Source organism: Azospirillum lipoferum (assembly GCF_024170005.1).
Classification (GTDB): Bacteria; Pseudomonadota; Alphaproteobacteria; order Azospirillales; family Azospirillaceae; genus Azospirillum; species Azospirillum lipoferum.
This window is the reverse complement of sequence record NZ_JALJXJ010000023.1, coordinates 78,511-96,943: the sequence shown is the minus strand read 5'-3', so window position 1 is coordinate 96,943 and position 18,433 is coordinate 78,511. Positions and strand designations below refer to the sequence as shown.

Here is an 18,433-nt window from a genome sequence, read left to right as displayed (position 1 = left end):
GAGGTGCGGTGGAAGGGGGTGGTGCTGTCGTATCGGGCCTTCGACAAGGACCAGCGGGTCACCCAGGCCGACGTCGTGGAGAACAAGCGGCTGAGTGCGGTGCTGGCCCAGGTGAAGGAGATGCAGGAGAGCCGGCCGCCGCCCCGGGTGAAGACCAACAGCGAAAAGAACGGCTACCGCAAGACGGGGCGGCGCAAGCGGCAGGGCGGACCATCCGACAGTGCCTGCGCGGCCGACTGACCGCAGGTGCTTGCCTTCTGTCCGTAAAGCCCCGGTGCGGCCGGCATTTCTGGCAGCAGGATGATGGCTCGGCGATCGGCGGCGCCGTCAAGCCCTGCGCCTGCGGCGCACCGCAGAGCGGCTCCGGGGCTTGACCGCGTCGCCGAGCCGAACCCGAACGCAGCCATGCCAGATAGGCCGAGGAAGGCCGGCCACAACGACACAAAGCCCAAGACCGCCCCAATGACATCCCTACTTTGCGCCAGCCACTGACACTTCTATCCGGTCGCAACACATGGAACGCTCGATCATCTCGCCGACGGCTTCGTCCGCCGGGAGACCATCCTCGATCATCAGGCGCGACGCGCCGTCCACCTCCTCCGGAGCCATCCTCAGCCCGGCGCCATCGGTGTATTCCGCCACCTCCCGCCGGGCCGCGTCCAGCCGGAACGCTTCCTCCTCGGCCTGCCCACGCCCAGCGCGGCTGCTGGCCATGTCGGCGGTGTCGTCGAGCGGATAGACCTTGGCGCCGCGGGCCTCCCGGTCGATCGTGTCGAGAAGGTCGGCAACGTCGGTCCGGCCGAACCGGTCGCCACGGTCGGAGGGGCGCAGATACCCCGCCTCCGCGGCCAGCTCCCGCGCCCGGTCGAGCGGGAGCCCGTTGGCGCGCACCAGCTTGCCACCGCCGGGGACGAACGCCCGATGCAGATCCTTGGTGCGCAGCTCGCCCCCCTGGTCCTGAATGCCGCCCTTGGCGGTCAGGAACTGGAACAGGCTGGCGGCCTTGGGCTGGGTGGTGCGCTGCGGGGCGCTGGCTGCCGGTGCCGACTGCTGCACGCGCTCGATGGTGTGGGCGGACGTGATGGGCGTGAACAGGCGGCCATCGTCGCGGCGCACCAGCGTGCGGGGGCCGCGGGTTCCCTCGAAGGTCGCCTCGTATGTCTCGCCCGTCCGGCCATAGGTCACGCTGACGCGGTCCCCCGGTGCCGGCGGTGCGGCCTCGGCGCGCATGCTCTCCAGCCGGCCGCGCATGTCGGATGCCTGGGTGCGGGTCTGGGAAAGGTCGCGGACCTTGGTCCGGAACTCGTCCGCGATGCGCGCCCGCTCGACCGGGTCGACGGTCTGGGCGATCTGCCACCGTAACCCGTCCATCTCGCGAGTGTGGCTGTCGATGCGCCGATCCAAGACGGCCAGGCGGCGCGTCTCCAGGTCGATGCGGTCGGCGGTGAGCGACGGCGCCGCCCTGCGTGGGACGGTGTGCCTGTTCTCCGGCGACAGCGGGCTGGGCAAGTCGCTGCTGATCCAGCAACTGATCACCTGCTGGGATGATGGCGCCGGAGCGTGGGCTGCGGCGCGTGGTGCTGCGGGACCATAAGCTCGTCGGGTTCGGTGTTCTGGCGGAGCCGTGGGGGTGACGAGAGAGGCAGAAGCGGCACGCGCCTTTCGCCGCTTTTCGTATCATTTTCGAGCGGGCACACTGCATCCTGGAGTGGGCGGGATGGGCAACCCATCTCGGAAAACCCAACCGGATCAGAGGCTCTGCAAGAAGCCCTTTGGTGGATACATGGGGAGACCGTTTTGATGCAGCACGTTCGCACAGGGGCCTCGACATGGATGGCCGTGCTTGTGGTGGCTTCGGGAGCCGCGGTGCTGTCGGGCTGTGCGGGCGATCCGGTTGGGCTGGCGATAGGCGCGGCAGGTACGGTGAGCGCGCCGTCGGAGGCGTCGCAGGTGGCGGAGACGGCTTCCTACTATCGGGGTACGAGCTGTCAGGCACTGGCGATACTGCTGCAAACGAACACCGATAGCCTGTCGTCGGTGCCTCCGGCTTACCGCCAATCAATGTCGATCAATGTCCAGGCGTTGCGCCAAGTCATGGCAGAGCAGCGTTGTCCGGCGACGGGTGCAGGTGCGGTGTCGGGTGTGGGCTCCACCTTGGCTCCATCCGCCACCGTTGGGTCCAAAGGCATGGGCGGAGCCGTAACTGGCACACCGCCAGGACCGGCAACGGTACAGGCGAGCGAACCGCAGGGTAAGGTGGGAATGTCGGTGGCCCCGGTGACAGCCCAAGTGGCACAGGCGGTGGGGCTGGAGGCGCCACGCGGCTTGGTGGTGATGGAACTGATGCCGGGCCAAGCGGCCGATGTGTCGGGCATCTGGTCGGGCGACGTCATTCTCGAGGTCCGTGGTGTGGTGGTGGGCGATCCGGTGCAAATGCGCCGCGTGCTGGGTGTGGTGCCGGACGGACAGAGCGTGACTGTGAAGCTATGGCGCGGACGCGAATTGCGCGAGGTGGTCGTGGGGCCCGTCGCCAGCAACACCCCGGCGCTGCCGGCGGGCGTCGTGTATGCTGATGCGCCGGCACTGGCGGCGTCAGTGCGCGAGCGCTCCTGTGTGGCGCAGCTAATGACCTCGGGCACTCTCGCCAGCGGTGTGCGCTCGTCACTGTTCACGGTGCGCAACAATGGCAGCGAGGCAGAGAGCGCCAAGGTGACGGCGGCGTTCCTGCTGGCGGCGCAGAAGGCTCAGCCCGGCAAATGGCTGACGCCGCACCCGCGACCGAACTGCAACCGGGACTCGACGGTATGCACATCGGTCAACACGGACTCAGAGATCCTGACGATGTTGTGCCGGACAGAGCGTGAGGAGGGCGCGAGGGTGTACGAGTCCCTCAGGCAGAGCAGGTCACTGACGGAGTTGGCTTGGTCGCCGCCGCCGTGAGACAGAACCGGGGAAAGCGTTGGGAGCCCTAATCCCGTCATCACCAGCCTCATCAATGGACGCGACAGATCCGATGGACATGTCTTGCCTAAACGTCCTGATGGTTGGCCGATCAGGAAAATTTACGCAAAAATGCGCTGCTATGTCGAGTCTTTGTGCCCGCTCCAGTTATGCTTCCCGGCCGCGCTGCCAGTACCCGCACCAATCTACCGACGGGGGCAACGCGGCGGCACGGAAGCCTACGGTGCGGAACTGTGCGCGGTTGCTGGTCTTCCCGCCACGCCATCTCGGCGGCGTAGCGGTTCAGGTACTTGCCGCCGATCCGGTGATACCGGCCCCGCGGGGCACCGATTCCCAGTCGCTGGAAACGGCCTGACCATGGTTTCCGACAAACCTGAGGCGGTTCACAGGATGTCGATGACGAGACATTCGGATTTTGCACGCGAGCAACAGGGCAGGAACACGGCGTTCGCCTCGCGTTCGTCGTCGGTGAGATAGGAATCCCGATGATCGGGAATGCCGTCGACGATCCTGGTCAGGCAGGTGCCGCAGACCCCCTGCTCGCAGGAGACGGGAAGCTCGATCCCATGCGCGGCCAACGCAGCGACGGCGCTCTGACCGGGATTCACCGGAATGATGGCGCCGGTGTGTGCGATCCGTATGGTGAAGGCGCCGCCACCGGCAGGATCATCGCTGACAATCGTGCCGAAATATTCCTTGTGCAGCCGCGACTCCAGCCAGCCGCGCGTGCGTGCGCGTTCGAGGACGCAGCCGATGAAGCCCTGCGGACCACAGACGTACAGATGGGTTCCCGCCTCCGGGTTGGGAAGGACGTCGTCCGGATCCAACCTCTGGTCTTCCGGCGCATCGTCGCAATGGATCCGCACATTGTCCTTGAAATCCGATGCTGCGATGCGGTCGAGGAACGCCATTCTGGGCAGGCTGCGGCCCCAGTAATGCAGTTCGAACCGACGCCCCAGCATCTTCAACCGTTCGGCCATGGCCAGCATCGGGGTGATGCCGATGCCACCGGCGAACAGCAGGGTCCGGTCGGCCGTCTCGTCGAGCGGGAACAGGTTGCGCGGTTCGCCGATCCGCAGCCGCAGACCCTCGGCCAGCATGCCGTGAAGGGCGGCCGATCCGCCGCGCGACTTCGGATCCTTCAGGACGCCGATGACGTAACGGTCGGTGTCCGCCGGCGAGTTGCACAGCGAATATTGCCGGACCAGACCATCGCCGATGTGGACGTCGATGTGGGAACCAGCGCTGAAGGCCGGCAGCGGGTGCCCGTCGGCATCGACCAGTTCGATCGAAACGATGTCGTCCGTTTCCCGGCGGAATTTCCCAACCAGCATGTTCAAGGTCATGGCGGGTTCTTTTTCGCTCCTGTCTCCGTACGCAAGGCGGGCAGCCAAAGCGGGCTTGCGACAGACACTCATTTCTGTTCGGCTTTAATCATCGCATCGAGGACGCGCCTGGCGCGGATGCCCGGCGCGTCGGTGGGCAGAAGAATCGGCCGCAACTCCCAGAAATCCGCCGTCCCCATCGTGCGTTGCTGAGCCTCCAGCATCGGCAGATCCTCGGTTTCGAACGGCTGGCGCAGGAACACGATCATTTCGGCGACGATCCGCTCCCCCTCCGGACCCAGATCCTTCCGGCGGCTCGTGGCGAACCAGTAATGGGCCGTATGCTCCGTTTCGGGGCTGAAGAGATGCTGGAAATATCGGATCTGGCCGGGAGCCTTCCTAGGATCCTCCGATCCCGTCGGCGCGTTCCCGACCACCAGTTCCATGACACCCGGCGGATCCCATCGCACATCGAGCCAGCGGTCGACCGGCGTCCCCGGCGGCAGGCCGTTGCGCCTTTCCAGTTCCGGCGACAGCAGTTCATTGCGGTTCAGGCGCAGGGAATGAACGGTGTTGCCATCCTGAACCACCGTCGTCTCGGCGTTCTTGCCGTTGCCATTTCCCAAGGTCGAGGCGTGCAGGTAATCGATATGGCTCAAGTCCATGATGTTGTCGACTTCGAGCTGGTAATTCGCCCGCGCCCGCAGATAGTCCTTGCCGATGTACCAGTTTTCCGGATCGAGGCTTTCGAAGCGTGGGATCAGGGTCGGATCGGCCTTCTCGGGATCGCCCATCCAGATCCACAGGATGCTGTCCTGTTCCACCATCGGATAGGATTTGACCTTTGCGGCCTTGGGGATGCTCCCATCGCCATGGGGATTGCGGGTGCAGGCCCCGGACCCGTCGAATTCGAGGCCGTGATAGGGGCATTGCAGGGCATTCCCCACCTGTTTGCCCAAATGCAGCGGGGCGAAGCGATGGGGGCAGCGATCCGTCAGCGCATGGACGCCCTGAGAGCTGCGGAACATCACGACGGGTTCGTTCAGCAGCGTCCGGGCCAGAGGCCTGCCGTCCGCAACCTCGTGATCCCATGCCGCGACGTACCAGATGTTGCGAAGAAAGGCCATGCTCCGGTGCTCCAATGAAATCAGTCACGCTGTCCGCGGCATTCAGAACGGGTAGGGCTGCGGGCCTTCGATGGTGATCCAGCGCAGCTCGGTGAAGGCATCAATCGCGGCCTTTCCGCCGAAACGGCCGTATCCGCTGGCCTTGACGCCGCCGAACGGCATTTGCGGCTCGTCCGCCACGGTCGGTCCGTTGATATGGCAGATGCCGGTGTCGAGACGCTGCGCCACCACCATGGCGCGACGGGTGTCCCGGCCGAACACAGCCGCCGAAAGACCGTAAGGGCTGTCGTTGGCGATGCGGATGGCGTCCGCCGTATCCCTGGCGCGGATGACCGGCTTCACCGGCCCGAAGGACTCCTCGCCATAGACCAGCATGCCCGGCCGGACATGATCGAGAATGGTCGGAGTGACGACGCTGCCGCTGCGCCGACCGCCGGCGGCGAGCTGCGCGCCCTTGCCGACGGCGTCGGCGATCAGCGTCTCCATCCGGTCGGCGGCCGACGGATCGATGAGCGAGCCGAGCAGTACCGGCTCGCGCGGATCGCCGGCCGACAGTTTGCCGGCCCGTTCCGAGAGTTTCGCCACGAAGCCGTCCGCCACTGACTCGTCCACGATGAAACGGTCGGTGGACATGCAGATCTGGCCCTGGTTCATGAAGGCGCCGAAAATGGCGGCATCGACCGCCTGATCCAGATCCGCGTCGTCCAGCACGATCAGCGGAGCCTTGCCGCCCAACTCCAGCAGCGCGGGTTTCAGATGCTCGGCCGCCAGCCTGGCGATGATCCGGCCGACCCCCGTCGATCCGGTGAAGTTCACCCGCCGCACCGCGGGATGGGCGATCAGCGCCTCGACCACGGCGGGCGCATCGGCCGGGGCGTTCGACAGAACCGTCACCACGCCCGGCGGAAAGCCGGCCTCGTTGAGGATGCGGCCGACCAGATGGTGGGTGGACGGGCAGAGTTCCGAGGAGCGGAGAATGACCGTGTTGCCGCAAGCCAGCGGCGTGGCGATCGCGCGCATGGCGAGGATGACCGGAGCGTTCCATGGTGCGATCCCCAGCACGACACCCGCCGCCCGCCGGACCGCAAGGGACAGGATGCCCGGCTTGTCGGAGGGGATGACCTCCCCGGTGATCTGGGTGGTCAGCGCTGCCGCCTCCCGCAGCACACCGGCCGCCAGATGGACGTTGAAACCGGCCCACATGCGGGTGGCTCCGGTCTCCGTCAGCATCGCGGCGGCGAATTCCTCCTCCCGCGCTTCCAGCAGGTCGGCCGCGCGCAGCAGGAGCCGCCGCCTTTCGCCAGGGCCGGTTTCCGACCAGGATCGGAAAGCCGCCTGCGCTGCCGCGACCGCGGTCTGGACATCGGCCGGCTTGGCTGCCGCCGCACGGCTGGCGACCTCTCCGGTGACGGGATCCCGGCGCTCGAAGCTGCTGCCGTCCGCAGCCGGGCATTCGCATCCGTCGATGATGAGTGGAATCAGGGTCATTGACATAGTCCTGGGCATGGCGCGGTCAAAGGACCGGCAGCCCCCGCCGCGACCGCGAGGGAGGCCGCCAAGGGCCGCAATCAGGGAGGTTGGACTGGCAAGGCCGGGTGGAGCGGGCGGTCGGGAGGCGGCGTCAGAGGCCGACCGCCTGCGGCGGCAGCCAGGTGCCGTGGAAGCCCTCGTGGATGCGGCAGGGCAGACGGATGGTCGCGACCGGGCCGGCGGCCAGATCGCAGGCATCCAGGATCACCACATCGGTGCGGTTTTCCGCCCGCCGCCCGACGACGCAGATCAGCCAGCCGTCGTTTTCCGGCGCATCCGCGCTCTTGGGCACGAACAGCGGTTCTTCGGGCGAGGAGTCCGGGCCCGCATAATAATAGTCGAGTTCGCCCGTCTCCAGATCGGCCCGGCACAGGCAGGTGAAGGGGGGGCCCTTCGGTCCCCAGTCCAGCATGGGGCCGAGCGCCGGATTGGCCGTTCCGAAGAAGAAGCGCCGCGTCTTCTGCCCGAGATAGCGGGGGTCGATGACCGGCATTTCGCCGACCTGTTCGTTCAGCCGTTCGATGGACACGCTGTCGTCGGCGGATGCCAGATCGACGCTCCAGCGTTCGGCAAAGGGCGGCAGTTCATGGGCGTCGGGATCGCTGGCATGGGGGAATTGCGACAGCCAGCCCGACCGGGTGAAGAAATGGTCCAGATGCAGGACGCTGCCATCCTCCCAGGCGTTGATGGTGTGGGTTTCCATGCCGATGATCGGGCTGCGGAACCAGCGGATGCCCTTCACGCCTTCCTTGCGCGGAATGACGGCGACCATGACCGGCAGGCTCGGATCCCAGACGAAATAGGGTTCTCCACGTTTCACCCGCTCCCAGTCGCACAGCATCGGGCAAATGGTGAAGGCGATGTAGTTCGGCGAAACCAGGCAGTCGTGCACCATCGACGGGTAGGGCGCCTCGAAGGTTTCCTGCCGGACAAGCTCGCCGTCGGGAGAGATCCAGTGCAGGTCGATCTCCTTCGACGCCTGTCCCGAGGTGTTGTAGGAGAAGGCGATCAGTTCGCCGGTCTTTGGGTCGATCTTCGGGTGGGCGGTGAAGGTCCGGCCCGTCAGTTTGCCGTTGAAGTTCCACGGCCCCAGCGTTTCCAGCGTGCGGGGGTCGAGCTGCATGGGCAACGCGGCCTCCTTCAGGGCGAACAGCCGTCCGCCATGCCAGAGAACCGACGTGTTGGCGGTGTTGGAATCGACGCCGGCCACGCTCGGATCATCGGTGAAAGGGTTGCGGTAATGGCCGAACAATGCCCGGCGTGCGGCCCGCTCGCGCTTCAGTTTTTCGGTCTGCACATAGCGCGTCTTCAGATCGGCATGGCCATTCTCGAAGCGCAGCAGATGGATCATGCCGTCGCCGTTCAGGAAGATGTCCTTGCCATGCAGCGGCGGATAGGCATGGTCGGCGCTGGCCCGCACATAGGCGCCGTTCAGCCCTTCGGGAATGCGGCCGATCACCTCCAGGTCGTACACATCCCCTTCGATGCGGACGGGTGCCGCATAGCCGCGGAAAACCAGCGAATCCGGAAAACGCAGGCCGTCTTCGGCCGCGTGGGCAACGGTCATGGGGTCCTCCCCGATTTTCGGAAGATCGTGTCGGATCCGCGCGCCGCCGTCGTGAGAACACCGGACTGAAAACACCGGACTGTTGCGCAGGCGGAGCGTCGCGGACCGATCGTGGAAGGGAGGATTGCGCGGTTTGCTGGGTGCGTCAACAAAAAACTGAACCATACTGTTCAGTTCTGATTTTTTCCCTCGCCGGGGCGGTAGGCCCGCAGGAAGGCATCCACGCCGGAGGTCAGCACCTGGTCGCGGCCGGCCGGCGGGATCGCCGCCGCGGTGCCCACCAGTTCCCGGACGCGCAGCTCGCCGCAGATCAGGGCGAGGAAGTGGCCGGCGGCCAGCTGAGGCACCTCACGGCGCAGAACGCCGCGCTCCATCGCATCGGCGAGGAAGCCGCTGAGGGCCGCCTGCAATTGGGCCGGGCCTGCCGCATAGAAGATTTCCCCCAGTTCCGGAAAGCGTTCGGCTTCGGCGGCGATCATCCGCAGCTTCGACGTGGTGCTGGGGTTCAGCAGAAGCTCGAAGGCCTGACGGGCGAAGCGGCGCAGGGTCTCCGCCACGTCGTCGCCGGGGCGGGGCGCCAGTTCGGTGAGCCGGCTGCGCGATTCGGCGGCCACCACGGCCGCGAACAGATCCGCCTTGGTGGCGAAATGGGAATAGACCGTCGCCTTGCCGACCTTCGCCTCCGCTGCGACCTGCACCATGCTGGTCGTGCCATAGCCGTGGCGGGTGAACAGCGTCCGGGCCGCCGTCAGAATCTGGTCGAGCTTGCGCTGGGAATAGGCGCTCAGCCTGCGGCCGGTGCCGCCATCCTCCTCGTCTCCGTCCTCCTCCCGGCTCCGCTCGGCCGGCATCCAGGATCGCGGCGGCGCGTCCGCTGCGTTGCCGTCGCCCGGCGGTGGCCAGCCTTCGGCCAGGGCAGCTTCCCCGTCGCCGGCGTCTGCGCCGCCAGTGTCCGCGAGATAGCGGATCAGCAGGGTCGACAACTCGTCCTGCATATCGTCCCAGCTTTCATGATGCTTGCTGAGCGCCTCCTGCCGGGCGGTGATGCGTTCCGACAGCACGGCGAACAGGACGTGATGGGCCATGGCGATCATGCGGCCCGCCCGCGGCCGGTTCGCCGGCGGCAGCCGCGGCTCGATGGTACGCTGGATCATCGTCTCGATGCGCCGGTGGGTCTGGAGCGCCCGCTCCTGCATGGCGACGTCGTTCGGACTGAGATGCATGAGCGATGCGAAGAGACCGGCGCTCTCGCGGAACTGGCGTCCCAGCGTGGCCGTGACGGTGCTGATCGCCTGGGACAGGGAGATGTCCGCCCCTTCCAGCCGGGCGCATTCGGTGTCCATCGCCTGTTCCATCCGGTCGAGCGCGCGGTCGAGGACGGCGTGGACCAGAGCCTCCTTCCCTGAAAACCGGGCGTAGAAAGTGCCGTTGGAAACCTGGGAATCGTGCAGAAGCGCAGCCACGGTCAGGGCATCGACGCCTTGCGTGGCGATGATCGCCTCTGCCGCCTGGAGCATCCTTTCCAGCGACCGCCTGCTGCGGTCCTGCTTCGGACGGCGCTGGGCGGGAGGAGACGGTGGGGTGTCCAGGGAGGGGGCGGACGGCAATTTGCGGATCGTCATTTTTAGAATATTGACTCTATTTTCCAGATCGTGCAGTGTTTCTAGCACGAACCATTCGTAACTGAAGCATGATGCGGAGCGCCGGACGCCCGCCACATCGACTCCACAATGGCCCAACAGCCGTGGAGCCTGCCACCTCCAAGCGTCGGTGAAAAGGTGGGGCGTTCGTCCGGATGGACGGAGAGCAACGCTTCGCGTCGCCGGCGCAGGCAATGCGCTTCTTCAGGATTTCCAGCCAAACCAACCGCGCTCGACCACACCGCCAATCGGCCTTTCCGTCAATCGGCCACCACCGAACTGGCGAGGCCTATTTCCGTCGCCCCGTCGTTCCGATGGGCGCGCGAGGGGAGAATCACGCACATGCACACATCGGAAGCCGCGACATTGCCGCACCTCCCCGACAAAGCAGGACCAGACAAAGCCGGGAAACCAGCGGGCGCCTTGGGTTATCCGTTGAGCGGCAGCCTGGCGCTGATCATCTGCAATGTCGGCGGCATGGTCGACCTGGTGGCGCTGCCGCTCTGGGTCGGTTCGCTGATGCAGAGCCGAAATCTCGATGCCCAGCAGGCAGGCATGCTGGTAACGGCCTACATCCTCGGCGTTTTCGGCGGAAGCCTGATGGTATCGCCTCGCCTCGGCACCATAAACAACCGGATGACGGCGACCGTGGGCTTCCTGCTGGGGGCTGCATCCTTCTTCGGTCTGATGGCCGTCGACGGGTTGGCTGCCATGGCCGCTCTGCATCTAGCCGCCGGGATCGGGGCCGGATGGGGGCTGTCGATGACCCATGGTGCGATGGCCCGCAGCCTGAACCCCCATCGGTTCTTCGGGCTGGGCAACCTGGGCACGGCCCTGTTTGCCATCCTGTTCTTCGCCACGGTGCCGGCCGCCCTGGAGACCCAGGGCGTGAAGGCGCTGTTCCTGGTCCTTGGCGGTCTGCAGACGGTGGCCGCGGCCGCTGCGGCCCTGGCCTTTCCCCGCCATCGCGCCGGCCCCGCCACAAGCGGGCAGAGTGGCGGGGCCGGCGGCAAAGTGACGGCACCGGTCGCGCCGCTGTCCGTCCGCATGCTGGTGTTCCTGGGAGTTGCCTGTCTGGCCACCACCCAGGCCATGATCTTCGGCTTCATCGAGCGCATCGGCGTCGCCCATGGCTTCGGCGGGGACCGGATCGGCCTCGTTCTGCTGGTCAGCGGCTTCGTCAATCTGACGGCGCCGCTGGTGGCGGCGGTGCTCGAACGGCGCCTGTCGCATCTGGCGGTCTCGATCTGCGCCGTGCCGCTGCATGCGGCCTGTGGTGCCGCGGCGGTGCTGATGCCCGATTTCCTGCCTTATGCCGTCTGCGCCATCGCTTTCGTGTGGCTGGTCATCTTCGGCCACATCTTCATCTTCGCCCTGATCGCGACCCTGGACCCAAGCGGCCGGACCGCGGCATCGACGCCGGCCATGCTGATGGTGGGGGCCGCCATCGGTCCGATCCTGGGCGGCACACTCGCCAACGGCTTCGGATACGACAGCCTGGCCCTGGCGGGTTGCGTGCTGGGCGCGCTGGGCGGCGCCTGCCTTGCACTGATCGCCCGGCTTCGCCCCATTCCCCGCGAAGACGCCTGAGAAAACCCTTAAGAAAGCAAGGAAACGATCTGATGCTGACCCTCTATGGAGCGCCGGCTTCGCGCGCGCACCGCGTGATGTGGATGCTGAAGGAACTGGAGGTTCCCTTCCGTCACGAACCGACGGATTTCCTGCATGGCGGCACCCGCAGCGCGGAGTTCCTGCGCATCAATCCCAACGGACGGGTGCCGGTGCTGGTCGATGACGGACGGGCGATCTTCGAATCCCTGGCAATCAATCTCTATCTGGCCCGCAAATTCGGCGGAACGCTGGCCCCGGCCGATCTGTGGGAAGAGGGGCAGGCGACCCAGTGGAGCTTCTGGGCGGTGACCGAGGTGGAAAAGCCGCTGCTGCTGGCGGCCTGCAACCGCTTCCTGTTCGCCGAGGCGGACCGCGATCCGGCGGAGTTCCAGCAGATGATCGCCCGGCTCGACCGTCCCTTCCGTGTGCTGGAGGCCCATCTCGCCCAGCGGTCGCACGTGTTGGGTGACCGGTTCACCGTGGCCGACCTCAACATCGCCGCCCTGATGTCCCTGGTGCCGCTGGCCGGCATCGGGATCGGCGACTACCCGCACATGGAAGCCTGGCTGGAGAGCTGTCTGGAGCGTCCGGCGGCGGCCGACTGGAAGCCGATCCGCTTCACGGTTCCGCGCCCCCCGGCCGAGCGGATGCTTGCCAGCTTCGTCTGACCCGTCCTGCGGCGCCGATTCCGCGACGCCGCGCCACCACAAAGAATGGCCGCACTCAACGACGGCCGATGAGCGACTTCAAGGGAAGGAGACACCTCGATGCTGAAATGGGTGAAGGCTGCTCTCGTCAGCCTGACGATGATGTCCGCCGGATCGGCCTGGGCGACCGAGAATTTTCAATGGTCCAGCCCCACCGGCATTCTTTTCTTCGGTTCCGGCATGCTCCCGCCGACGACGCCGGGAGGAACCTTCGGGCTGCGTTCGGTCTTCGCCTACAATTCATCCCTGCACGATCAGTCCGGACACAAGATCGACAACAATTTCGGCCAGTTCGTGAACGTCACCACCCCCTCCTATATCCGGATGACGGACATCGAGATCCTGGGGGCGAAATGGGGTTTCCTGATCGCCCAGCCGATCGAGACCATCAACGGCGGTTTCGACGTTCATGCGCCGCGGGGCACGATGGGGCTGCATGACGCCAAAACCGGATTCGCCGACACCACGATCGAGCCGTTCCTGCTGCAATGGCATTTCGACGATGTGTTCGTGAACACCGGCGTCGCGATCCAGCCTCCGGTCGGCTCCTATTCCACCCACACGCTGTTCAATCCGGGGAACAATTACTGGACCTTCGGCCCGCATGCCGCGGTGACCTACATCTCGCCGTCGGGCTTCGAGGCGTCGTCGATGGTTCGGGTCGATTTCAACACGACCAACCCGACCACCCATTACCACACCGGCACCGAACTGAAGATAGAAGCGGCGCTGGGCCAGCATTTCGGTGACTTCACCGTCGGTCCGGTCGGGGTGCTCTATCAGCAGATCCAGGATGACAGTGCGGCCAGCCTGACCTCCACCGTCCGGTCGCGCGTCTATTCCGCCGGTCTCAGCGTCAACTTCATGCGCCGCGGCTTCCCGTTCACGCTTCAGGGAACCCTGCTCCAGGATTTCGGGGCGGAAAGCCACACGCAAGGCACCAGCCTGGCCCTGCGCAGCGGGTGGACCTTCTGAGGACATCCAAAACTCCAATGACAGATATTTTCCGTGGGAGAAACCGATGACGGACTCGTTGCCAACCACCCTGACCCTCGATCTCGCCAACCGGATCATCGCGGAAGCGCTCGCCCAGTCGCGGCGGCTGGGTTACCGGGCGATGGCGGTGGCGGTGCTGGATGAGGCCGGACATGTCAAAGCGATCCAAAGGGAGGATGGCGCCAGCATGTTCCGCGTCGACATCGCCATCGGCAAGGCGTGGGCCTCGGTGGGCATGGGCGCGTCGAGCCGCCTTCTGGGGCAGCGCGCGGCGGACAACCCGAACTTCTTCGTCTCCCTGGCCGCCACGGCGCAGGGCCGCTTCCTGCCGCAGACCGGCGCGGTTCTGATCAGGCATCCGGACGGACGGATCCTCGGGGCGGCCGGCGCCAGCGGCGGCACCGGCGACGAGGACGAGGAGATTTGCATCCATGGCATCGAAGCCGCCGGGCTGTGCCATGGCTGAGCGGGCGGCGACCTGTTCATGCCATGCCGGCGGAGGCATCGACGTCCACGCCCATGTCGTGCCGGAGCATTTTCCGGCCTATCTGGGAAGCCGGGTGCCGGCGCATTGGCCGTCGATGGCCGCGGCGCACGCCTGCCACCGTCATGTGATGATCGACGGCGGGATTTACCGCACCGTGTCGGACCGCTGTTGGGATGCCGGCAAGCGGATCGGCGACCTGAAGCACATGGGCCTTGCCCTTCAGGCCGTCTCGCCGATGCCGGAACTGCTGTCCTACTGGCTGGACCCGCGGGATGCCCATCAGCTGCTGCGCTACATCAACGAGCAGATCGCCGACATGGTGTCACGCGCCGATGGTGTCCTGATCGGGCTGGGCGCGGTTCCGTTGCAGGACATCGACCTCGCCATCGCGGAGCTGGAGCATGCGGTGGCCCGGCTGGGCTTCGCCGGGGTGGAGATCGGCAGCAACGTGAACGGCGTCCCGATCGGCGACCAGCGGTTCGATCCCTTCTTCGAGGCGTGCGAAGCCCTCGGTGCGGCGGTGTTCGTCCATGCCGTCCGCCCGACCGGGATGGACCGGCTGGTCGGACCCGCGCCGCTGCAGCAGGTGCTGGGCTATCCCAGCGATGTCGGGCTGGCAGCGGCGTCGGTGCTGACCGCGGGATTGCTCGACCGGCACCCCGATCTGCGCATGGCCTTCAGCCATGGCGGCGGGACGCTCGGATCACTGCTGCCCCGGCTCGAGAGGGCGCGGCAGGTGTTTCCGGCCTTGCGCGACAGCCTCCACACATCACCCGCGGAACAGGCCCGCAAGCTGTTCTTCGACACCCTCGTCTTCGACGCGGCGACACTCCGCCATCTGACCGGTTTGTTCGGCGCATCGCAACTGATGATCGGCACCGACCACCCCTTCAATTTCCAGGATTCCACCCCGCTGGCCAGTCTGGACGCCGCCGGCTTCGACGCGGACACGATGGCTCAGCTGCGCCATCGCAATGCCGAGCGCTTTCTGGGTCTTGCTCAAAGGACATTCCCATGACATCGCCTCATGTCGCCGCGCTGCGCAGCGTGGCGCTGAACGTGCCCGATCCCGACCTTGCGGCGGAGTTCTATACCGAGGTGTGGAACCTCGCCGTGGCGGACCGGCAGGACGGCGCGGTCTATCTGCGGGGTACCGGCCCGGCCCATCATCTCCTGGCCCTGCATCCGGGAGAGCAGACGGAAATCCGCAACGTCACCTTCCGGGCACGCAGTGCCGACGCCCTGCCTGTGCTGGCCGAACGGACGGTCGGGGCCGGTGGGCGCGTCCTTCGACCGGTGGCGCCGGTCACCGAACCCGGAGGCGGCGTGGCCCTGATCATCGCCGACCAGGACGGGCGCATCTTCCGCTTCGTCCATGGCGACGCGGAGCATGATGTCGATACTGCTGCCGTTCCCGACCGCCCGGTCCGCCTTGCCCATGTGGTGCTCAACAGCCACGACGTTTCCCGGTCCCAGGCCTTCTTCGAACGCGCTCTCGGCTTCACGTTGTCCGATCGTACGCGGATGATGGCCTTTCTGCGTTGCGGCAGCGACCATCACTGCGTCGCCTTCGGCGATTCGGACCGCGACAGCCTGAACCACATCGCCTTCCTGATGCCCGACCTCGAGTCCGTGATGCGGGGCGGGGGGCGCATGAAGGATGCCGGCTATCCTGTCGGATGGGGGCCGGGCCGTCACGGACCGGGCAACAACGCTTTCAACTATTTCGTCGGCCCGTTCGGCGTGGTCATCGAATACACGGCCGAGGTGCTCCAGGTCGACGACAGCTATCCCACCGGCGGGCCGGAGGATTGGACCTGGCCGCCGGGGCGGATCGACCAATGGGGCATCGGTCAGCCGCCGACGCCGGCGATCAAGGAGGCCCAGCAGGCGATCCGTTTCATGCCGGCTGCCGCCTTCTGACCGACCTTCGCCACGTCTTCTCCCAACTCCGACAGAGAACCTCTCACCATGAAATTCGTTTCCTTCCGTTCCGCCGCGACCACACGGATTGGCGTGCTGGACGGCGATGCCGTGATCGACCTGAACGCTGTGCGGCCGGACATCCCGGCCGATCTGACCGAAGCGCTCGCCTCCGGAGCCGATCTCGTGGCTGCGGGGGAAGCCGCCTTGGCTTCGGACGCCCCCCGCATCGCAGCCTCCGGCCTGAAACTCGCGCCGGTGGTTCCCCGTCCCGGCAAGATCGTCTGTCTCGGCCTCAATTATTTCGATCATGCCAAGGAGGGCGGCCGGGAGAAGCCCGATTACCCCTGGTTCTTCCTGCGCGGCGCCACCTCGCTGATCGCCGCCGACGAGCCGGGCATCCGTCCACGGGTGTCGGAGAAGCTCGATTACGAAGCCGAACTCGCGGTGGTCATCGGCAGGTCCGGCCGCCATGTTCCGGTCGAACGGGCACTGGAGCATGTGTTTGGCTATGCCTGCTTCAACGACATCTCGGTGCGCGATTACCAGAAGCGGACCCCGCAATGGACAATCGGCAAGAATTTCGACGGAACCGGCGCCTTCGGGCCGCATCTCGTCACCGCCGACGAAGTGCCGCCCGGCGCGGCTGGTCTGCGGATCCAGTGCCGGCTGAACGGCGAGGTGATGCAGGACGCCAACACCGCCTCGATGATCTGGGGGGTGGCGGAAACCATAGCGATTTTGACCGAATGCCTGACGCTGGAGCCGGGCGACGTGATCGTCATGGGCACGCCGGCCGGCGTCGGCTTTGCGCGGAACCCGCCGGTCTGGATGCGCGACGGCGACCGTGTCGAGGTCGAGATCGACGGCATCGGGCTGCTGGCCACCGCCATCCGTGACGAACAGGAGCCGGCCCGATGAGTGGAGGTCATACAAGCGCGGTTTACGACGTCGCCATCGTCGGCTTCGGCCCCTCCGGCGCGGTGGCGGCCAACCTGCTGGGCCAGTATGGCCTGACGGTCTTCGTCTGCGACCGCCAGCGCGAGGTTTACGACAAGCCGCGGGCGATCGCGCTGGACCATGAAATCATGCGCGTGTTCCAGCAGATCGGGGTCGCCGACGCGGTGTCGGCCTGGGCGGCCCCCTTCACGCCGTCGGAGTATTACGGCGTCGACGGTGATCTCATCAAACGCTTTACAATGGTCGATCCACCCTATCCCCTTGCCCATCCCCCGTCACTGGTGTTCACCCAGCCGCCGGTGGAAGCGATTCTGCGCGAAGCGGCGCGGGGCCGGAAGACCGTGGAGGTCGCCCTCGGCTGCGAGCTGATCGATCTCCACCAGAATATTGATCGGCAAGAGGAGCCGGTGGCGTTGGACCTGACCGGTGACGACGGCACCGTCCACCGGGTGCGGGCGCGTTATGTGATCGCCTGCGACGGCGCCTCCAGCACGGCGCGCCGGCTTGTCGGGATCGAACTGGAGGATTTGATCTTCGACGAGCCGTGGCTGGTCGTCGACGTGCTGGTCAACGAACGGGGGCTGGCGAAGCTGCCGTCCGTCAGCATCCAATATTGCGAACCGCAACGGCCCTGCACCTACGTGATCGGCCCGAAGAACCATCGGCGTTGGGAAATCTCGCTTTTGCCCGGCGAGGATCCCAGGGAGATGGCGACCGAGGCGGCAACCTGGGGGCTGCTGTCACGCTGGCTGACGCCCGAGGACGGCCAGCTCTGGAGACAGGCCAGCTACCGGTTCCATGCGCTCGTGGCGCAGGACTGGCGGCGCGGGCGGGTCTTCGTGGCCGGCGATGCGGCGCACCAGCAGCCGCCCTTTCTCGGGCAGGGCATGTGTCAGGGAGTGCGGGACGTCGCCAATCTGGCCTGGAAGCTGCGCGCCGTGCTGGCCGGGCAGGCCGACGACCGGCTGCTCGACAGTTATGGCACCGAACGTGGCCATCATGTCCGGCGTCTGACCGGACGGCTCAAGGAGATCGGCGCCCTCATCTGCGAACGCGACGTTGCGAAGGCCCGCGAACGCGATGCCCGTCTGATCGCCGCCAGCGGCGGCGCGATCCGCAGCGAACCGCGGCAGAACATCCAGCCGGCGCTGGAGAGCGGGCTGATATCGCCGGACGCCCACCCGGCGAACGGGACTCTCTTTCCGCAGCCGTGGATCGTCGGCGGTCCCGAGCCGGTCCGGATGGATGAGCTTTGCGGCAGCGGCTGGCGCATCGTGTTCGATGCCCTGGCCTTGCCGTCGCCGAAGCTTCCGGCAGCCGTGATGGAACGCCTTGCGCCGCGTTTCGTCGGCATTGTGGCCGACCGGGATGCCGGTCCGCCACAGGATGCCTTGCAGGAGGCGGACGGCGTCGTGGCGGGTTGGTTCCGCCGGCATGGCTGCGTCGCCGCGATCCTGCGTCCGGACCATTACGTCTACGGCGTGGCCGCGACCGCGGACGATCTGCTGCGGCAGGTGAACGGCTTTCCGGCGCGGATTGACGGCTGACAGCTGATGGCTGACGGCCGCCGGTCCATGGACGGGAGAGGCGCCTTGTCCC

General features: G+C 66.5%; 15 protein-coding genes and 1 pseudogene. 10 read left to right on the top strand and 6 right to left on the bottom strand.

All coding sequences use genetic code 11. The annotated features are described in order from the left end of the window. Positions 1-240, top strand: a pseudogene (locus J2848_RS33415) (hypothetical protein); the annotation flags it as partial. 231 nt (positions 241-471) lie between these two features. Here the strand turns inward: J2848_RS33415 and J2848_RS33410 are convergent. After that, on the bottom strand, positions 472-1,509 hold the full coding sequence (locus tag J2848_RS33410) for a hypothetical protein (RefSeq protein ID WP_149235026.1): 1,038 nt from the start codon (positions 1,507-1,509) through the stop codon (positions 472-474). 324 nt (positions 1,510-1,833) lie between these two features. Between J2848_RS33410 and J2848_RS33405 the strand changes: the two genes are divergently transcribed. Further along, positions 1,834-2,940 carry a PDZ domain-containing protein gene (locus tag J2848_RS33405; RefSeq protein WP_170307274.1) on the top strand — a complete coding sequence of 369 codons (1,107 nt, stop codon included), beginning with the start codon at positions 1,834-1,836 and terminating at the stop codon, positions 2,938-2,940. A 404-nt stretch (positions 2,941-3,344) separates the two neighbouring features. Here the strand turns inward: J2848_RS33405 and J2848_RS33400 are convergent, their stop codons facing one another. The 5 genes from J2848_RS33400 to J2848_RS33380 all read right to left on the bottom strand — a co-directional run bounded on the left by J2848_RS33400 (position 3,345) and on the right by J2848_RS33380 (position 10,132). Then, positions 3,345-4,307: a PDR/VanB family oxidoreductase gene (locus tag J2848_RS33400; RefSeq protein WP_149235028.1), complete on the bottom strand. Its 963-nt coding sequence runs from the start codon at positions 4,305-4,307 to the stop codon at positions 3,345-3,347. A 68-nt stretch (positions 4,308-4,375) separates the two neighbouring features. Further along, a complete protein-coding gene (locus J2848_RS33395) occupies positions 4,376-5,413 on the bottom strand; it encodes an aromatic ring-hydroxylating dioxygenase subunit alpha (RefSeq protein ID WP_149235029.1) in 1,038 nt (345 codons plus the stop codon). Between the two features lie 42 nt (positions 5,414-5,455). Next, positions 5,456-6,901 (bottom strand): aldehyde dehydrogenase, encoded by a 1,446-nt coding sequence (locus J2848_RS33390; protein ID WP_149235030.1) that lies wholly within the window; start codon positions 6,899-6,901, stop codon positions 5,456-5,458. Between the two features lie 133 nt (positions 6,902-7,034). Beyond that, a complete protein-coding gene (locus J2848_RS33385; protein ID WP_149235031.1) occupies positions 7,035-8,510 on the bottom strand; it encodes a carotenoid oxygenase family protein in 1,476 nt (491 codons plus the stop codon). A gap of 170 nt (positions 8,511-8,680) precedes the next feature. Next, a complete protein-coding gene (locus J2848_RS33380) occupies positions 8,681-10,132 on the bottom strand; it encodes a TetR/AcrR family transcriptional regulator (RefSeq protein WP_149235032.1) in 1,452 nt (483 codons plus the stop codon). Positions 10,133-10,585: 453 nt separating this feature from the next. Between J2848_RS33380 and J2848_RS33375 the strand changes: the two genes are divergently transcribed. From J2848_RS33375 to J2848_RS33340, 8 genes are all read left to right on the top strand, one after another. Continuing rightward, entirely contained in the window at positions 10,586-11,740 is a 1,155-nt protein-coding gene (locus J2848_RS33375; protein ID WP_149235033.1) for an MFS transporter, read from the top strand. 32 nt (positions 11,741-11,772) lie between these two features. Further along, complete coding sequence (locus tag J2848_RS33370) at positions 11,773-12,429, top strand: glutathione S-transferase family protein (protein WP_149235034.1); 657 nt, start codon at positions 11,773-11,775, stop codon at positions 12,427-12,429. A 99-nt stretch (positions 12,430-12,528) separates the two neighbouring features. Continuing rightward, complete coding sequence (locus tag J2848_RS33365; protein WP_149235035.1) at positions 12,529-13,443, top strand: SphA family protein; 915 nt, start codon at positions 12,529-12,531, stop codon at positions 13,441-13,443. A 46-nt stretch (positions 13,444-13,489) separates the two neighbouring features. Further along, a complete protein-coding gene (locus J2848_RS33360; protein WP_149235036.1) occupies positions 13,490-13,930 on the top strand; it encodes a GlcG/HbpS family heme-binding protein in 441 nt (146 codons plus the stop codon). Next, positions 13,896-14,969 (top strand): amidohydrolase family protein, encoded by a 1,074-nt coding sequence (locus J2848_RS33355; protein ID WP_246194414.1) that lies wholly within the window; start codon positions 13,896-13,898, stop codon positions 14,967-14,969. Before J2848_RS33360 ends, J2848_RS33355 begins: the two co-directional genes overlap by 35 nt. Next, positions 14,966-15,874, top strand: a complete 909-nt coding sequence (locus tag J2848_RS33350; RefSeq protein WP_149235037.1) for a VOC family protein — start codon at positions 14,966-14,968, stop codon at positions 15,872-15,874. Before J2848_RS33355 ends, J2848_RS33350 begins: the two co-directional genes overlap by 4 nt. A 48-nt stretch (positions 15,875-15,922) precedes the next feature. Then, the gene (locus tag J2848_RS33345; RefSeq protein ID WP_149235038.1) at positions 15,923-16,795 is read left to right on the top strand and encodes a fumarylacetoacetate hydrolase family protein; all 873 of its coding nucleotides are present in this window, start codon (positions 15,923-15,925) and stop codon (positions 16,793-16,795) included. Continuing rightward, on the top strand, positions 16,792-18,381 hold the full coding sequence (locus tag J2848_RS33340) for a bifunctional 3-(3-hydroxy-phenyl)propionate/3-hydroxycinnamic acid hydroxylase (RefSeq protein WP_149235039.1): 1,590 nt from the start codon (positions 16,792-16,794) through the stop codon (positions 18,379-18,381). The genes J2848_RS33345 and J2848_RS33340 overlap by 4 nt, the downstream gene beginning before the upstream one ends. The last annotated feature ends 52 nt before the right edge of the window (positions 18,382-18,433 follow it).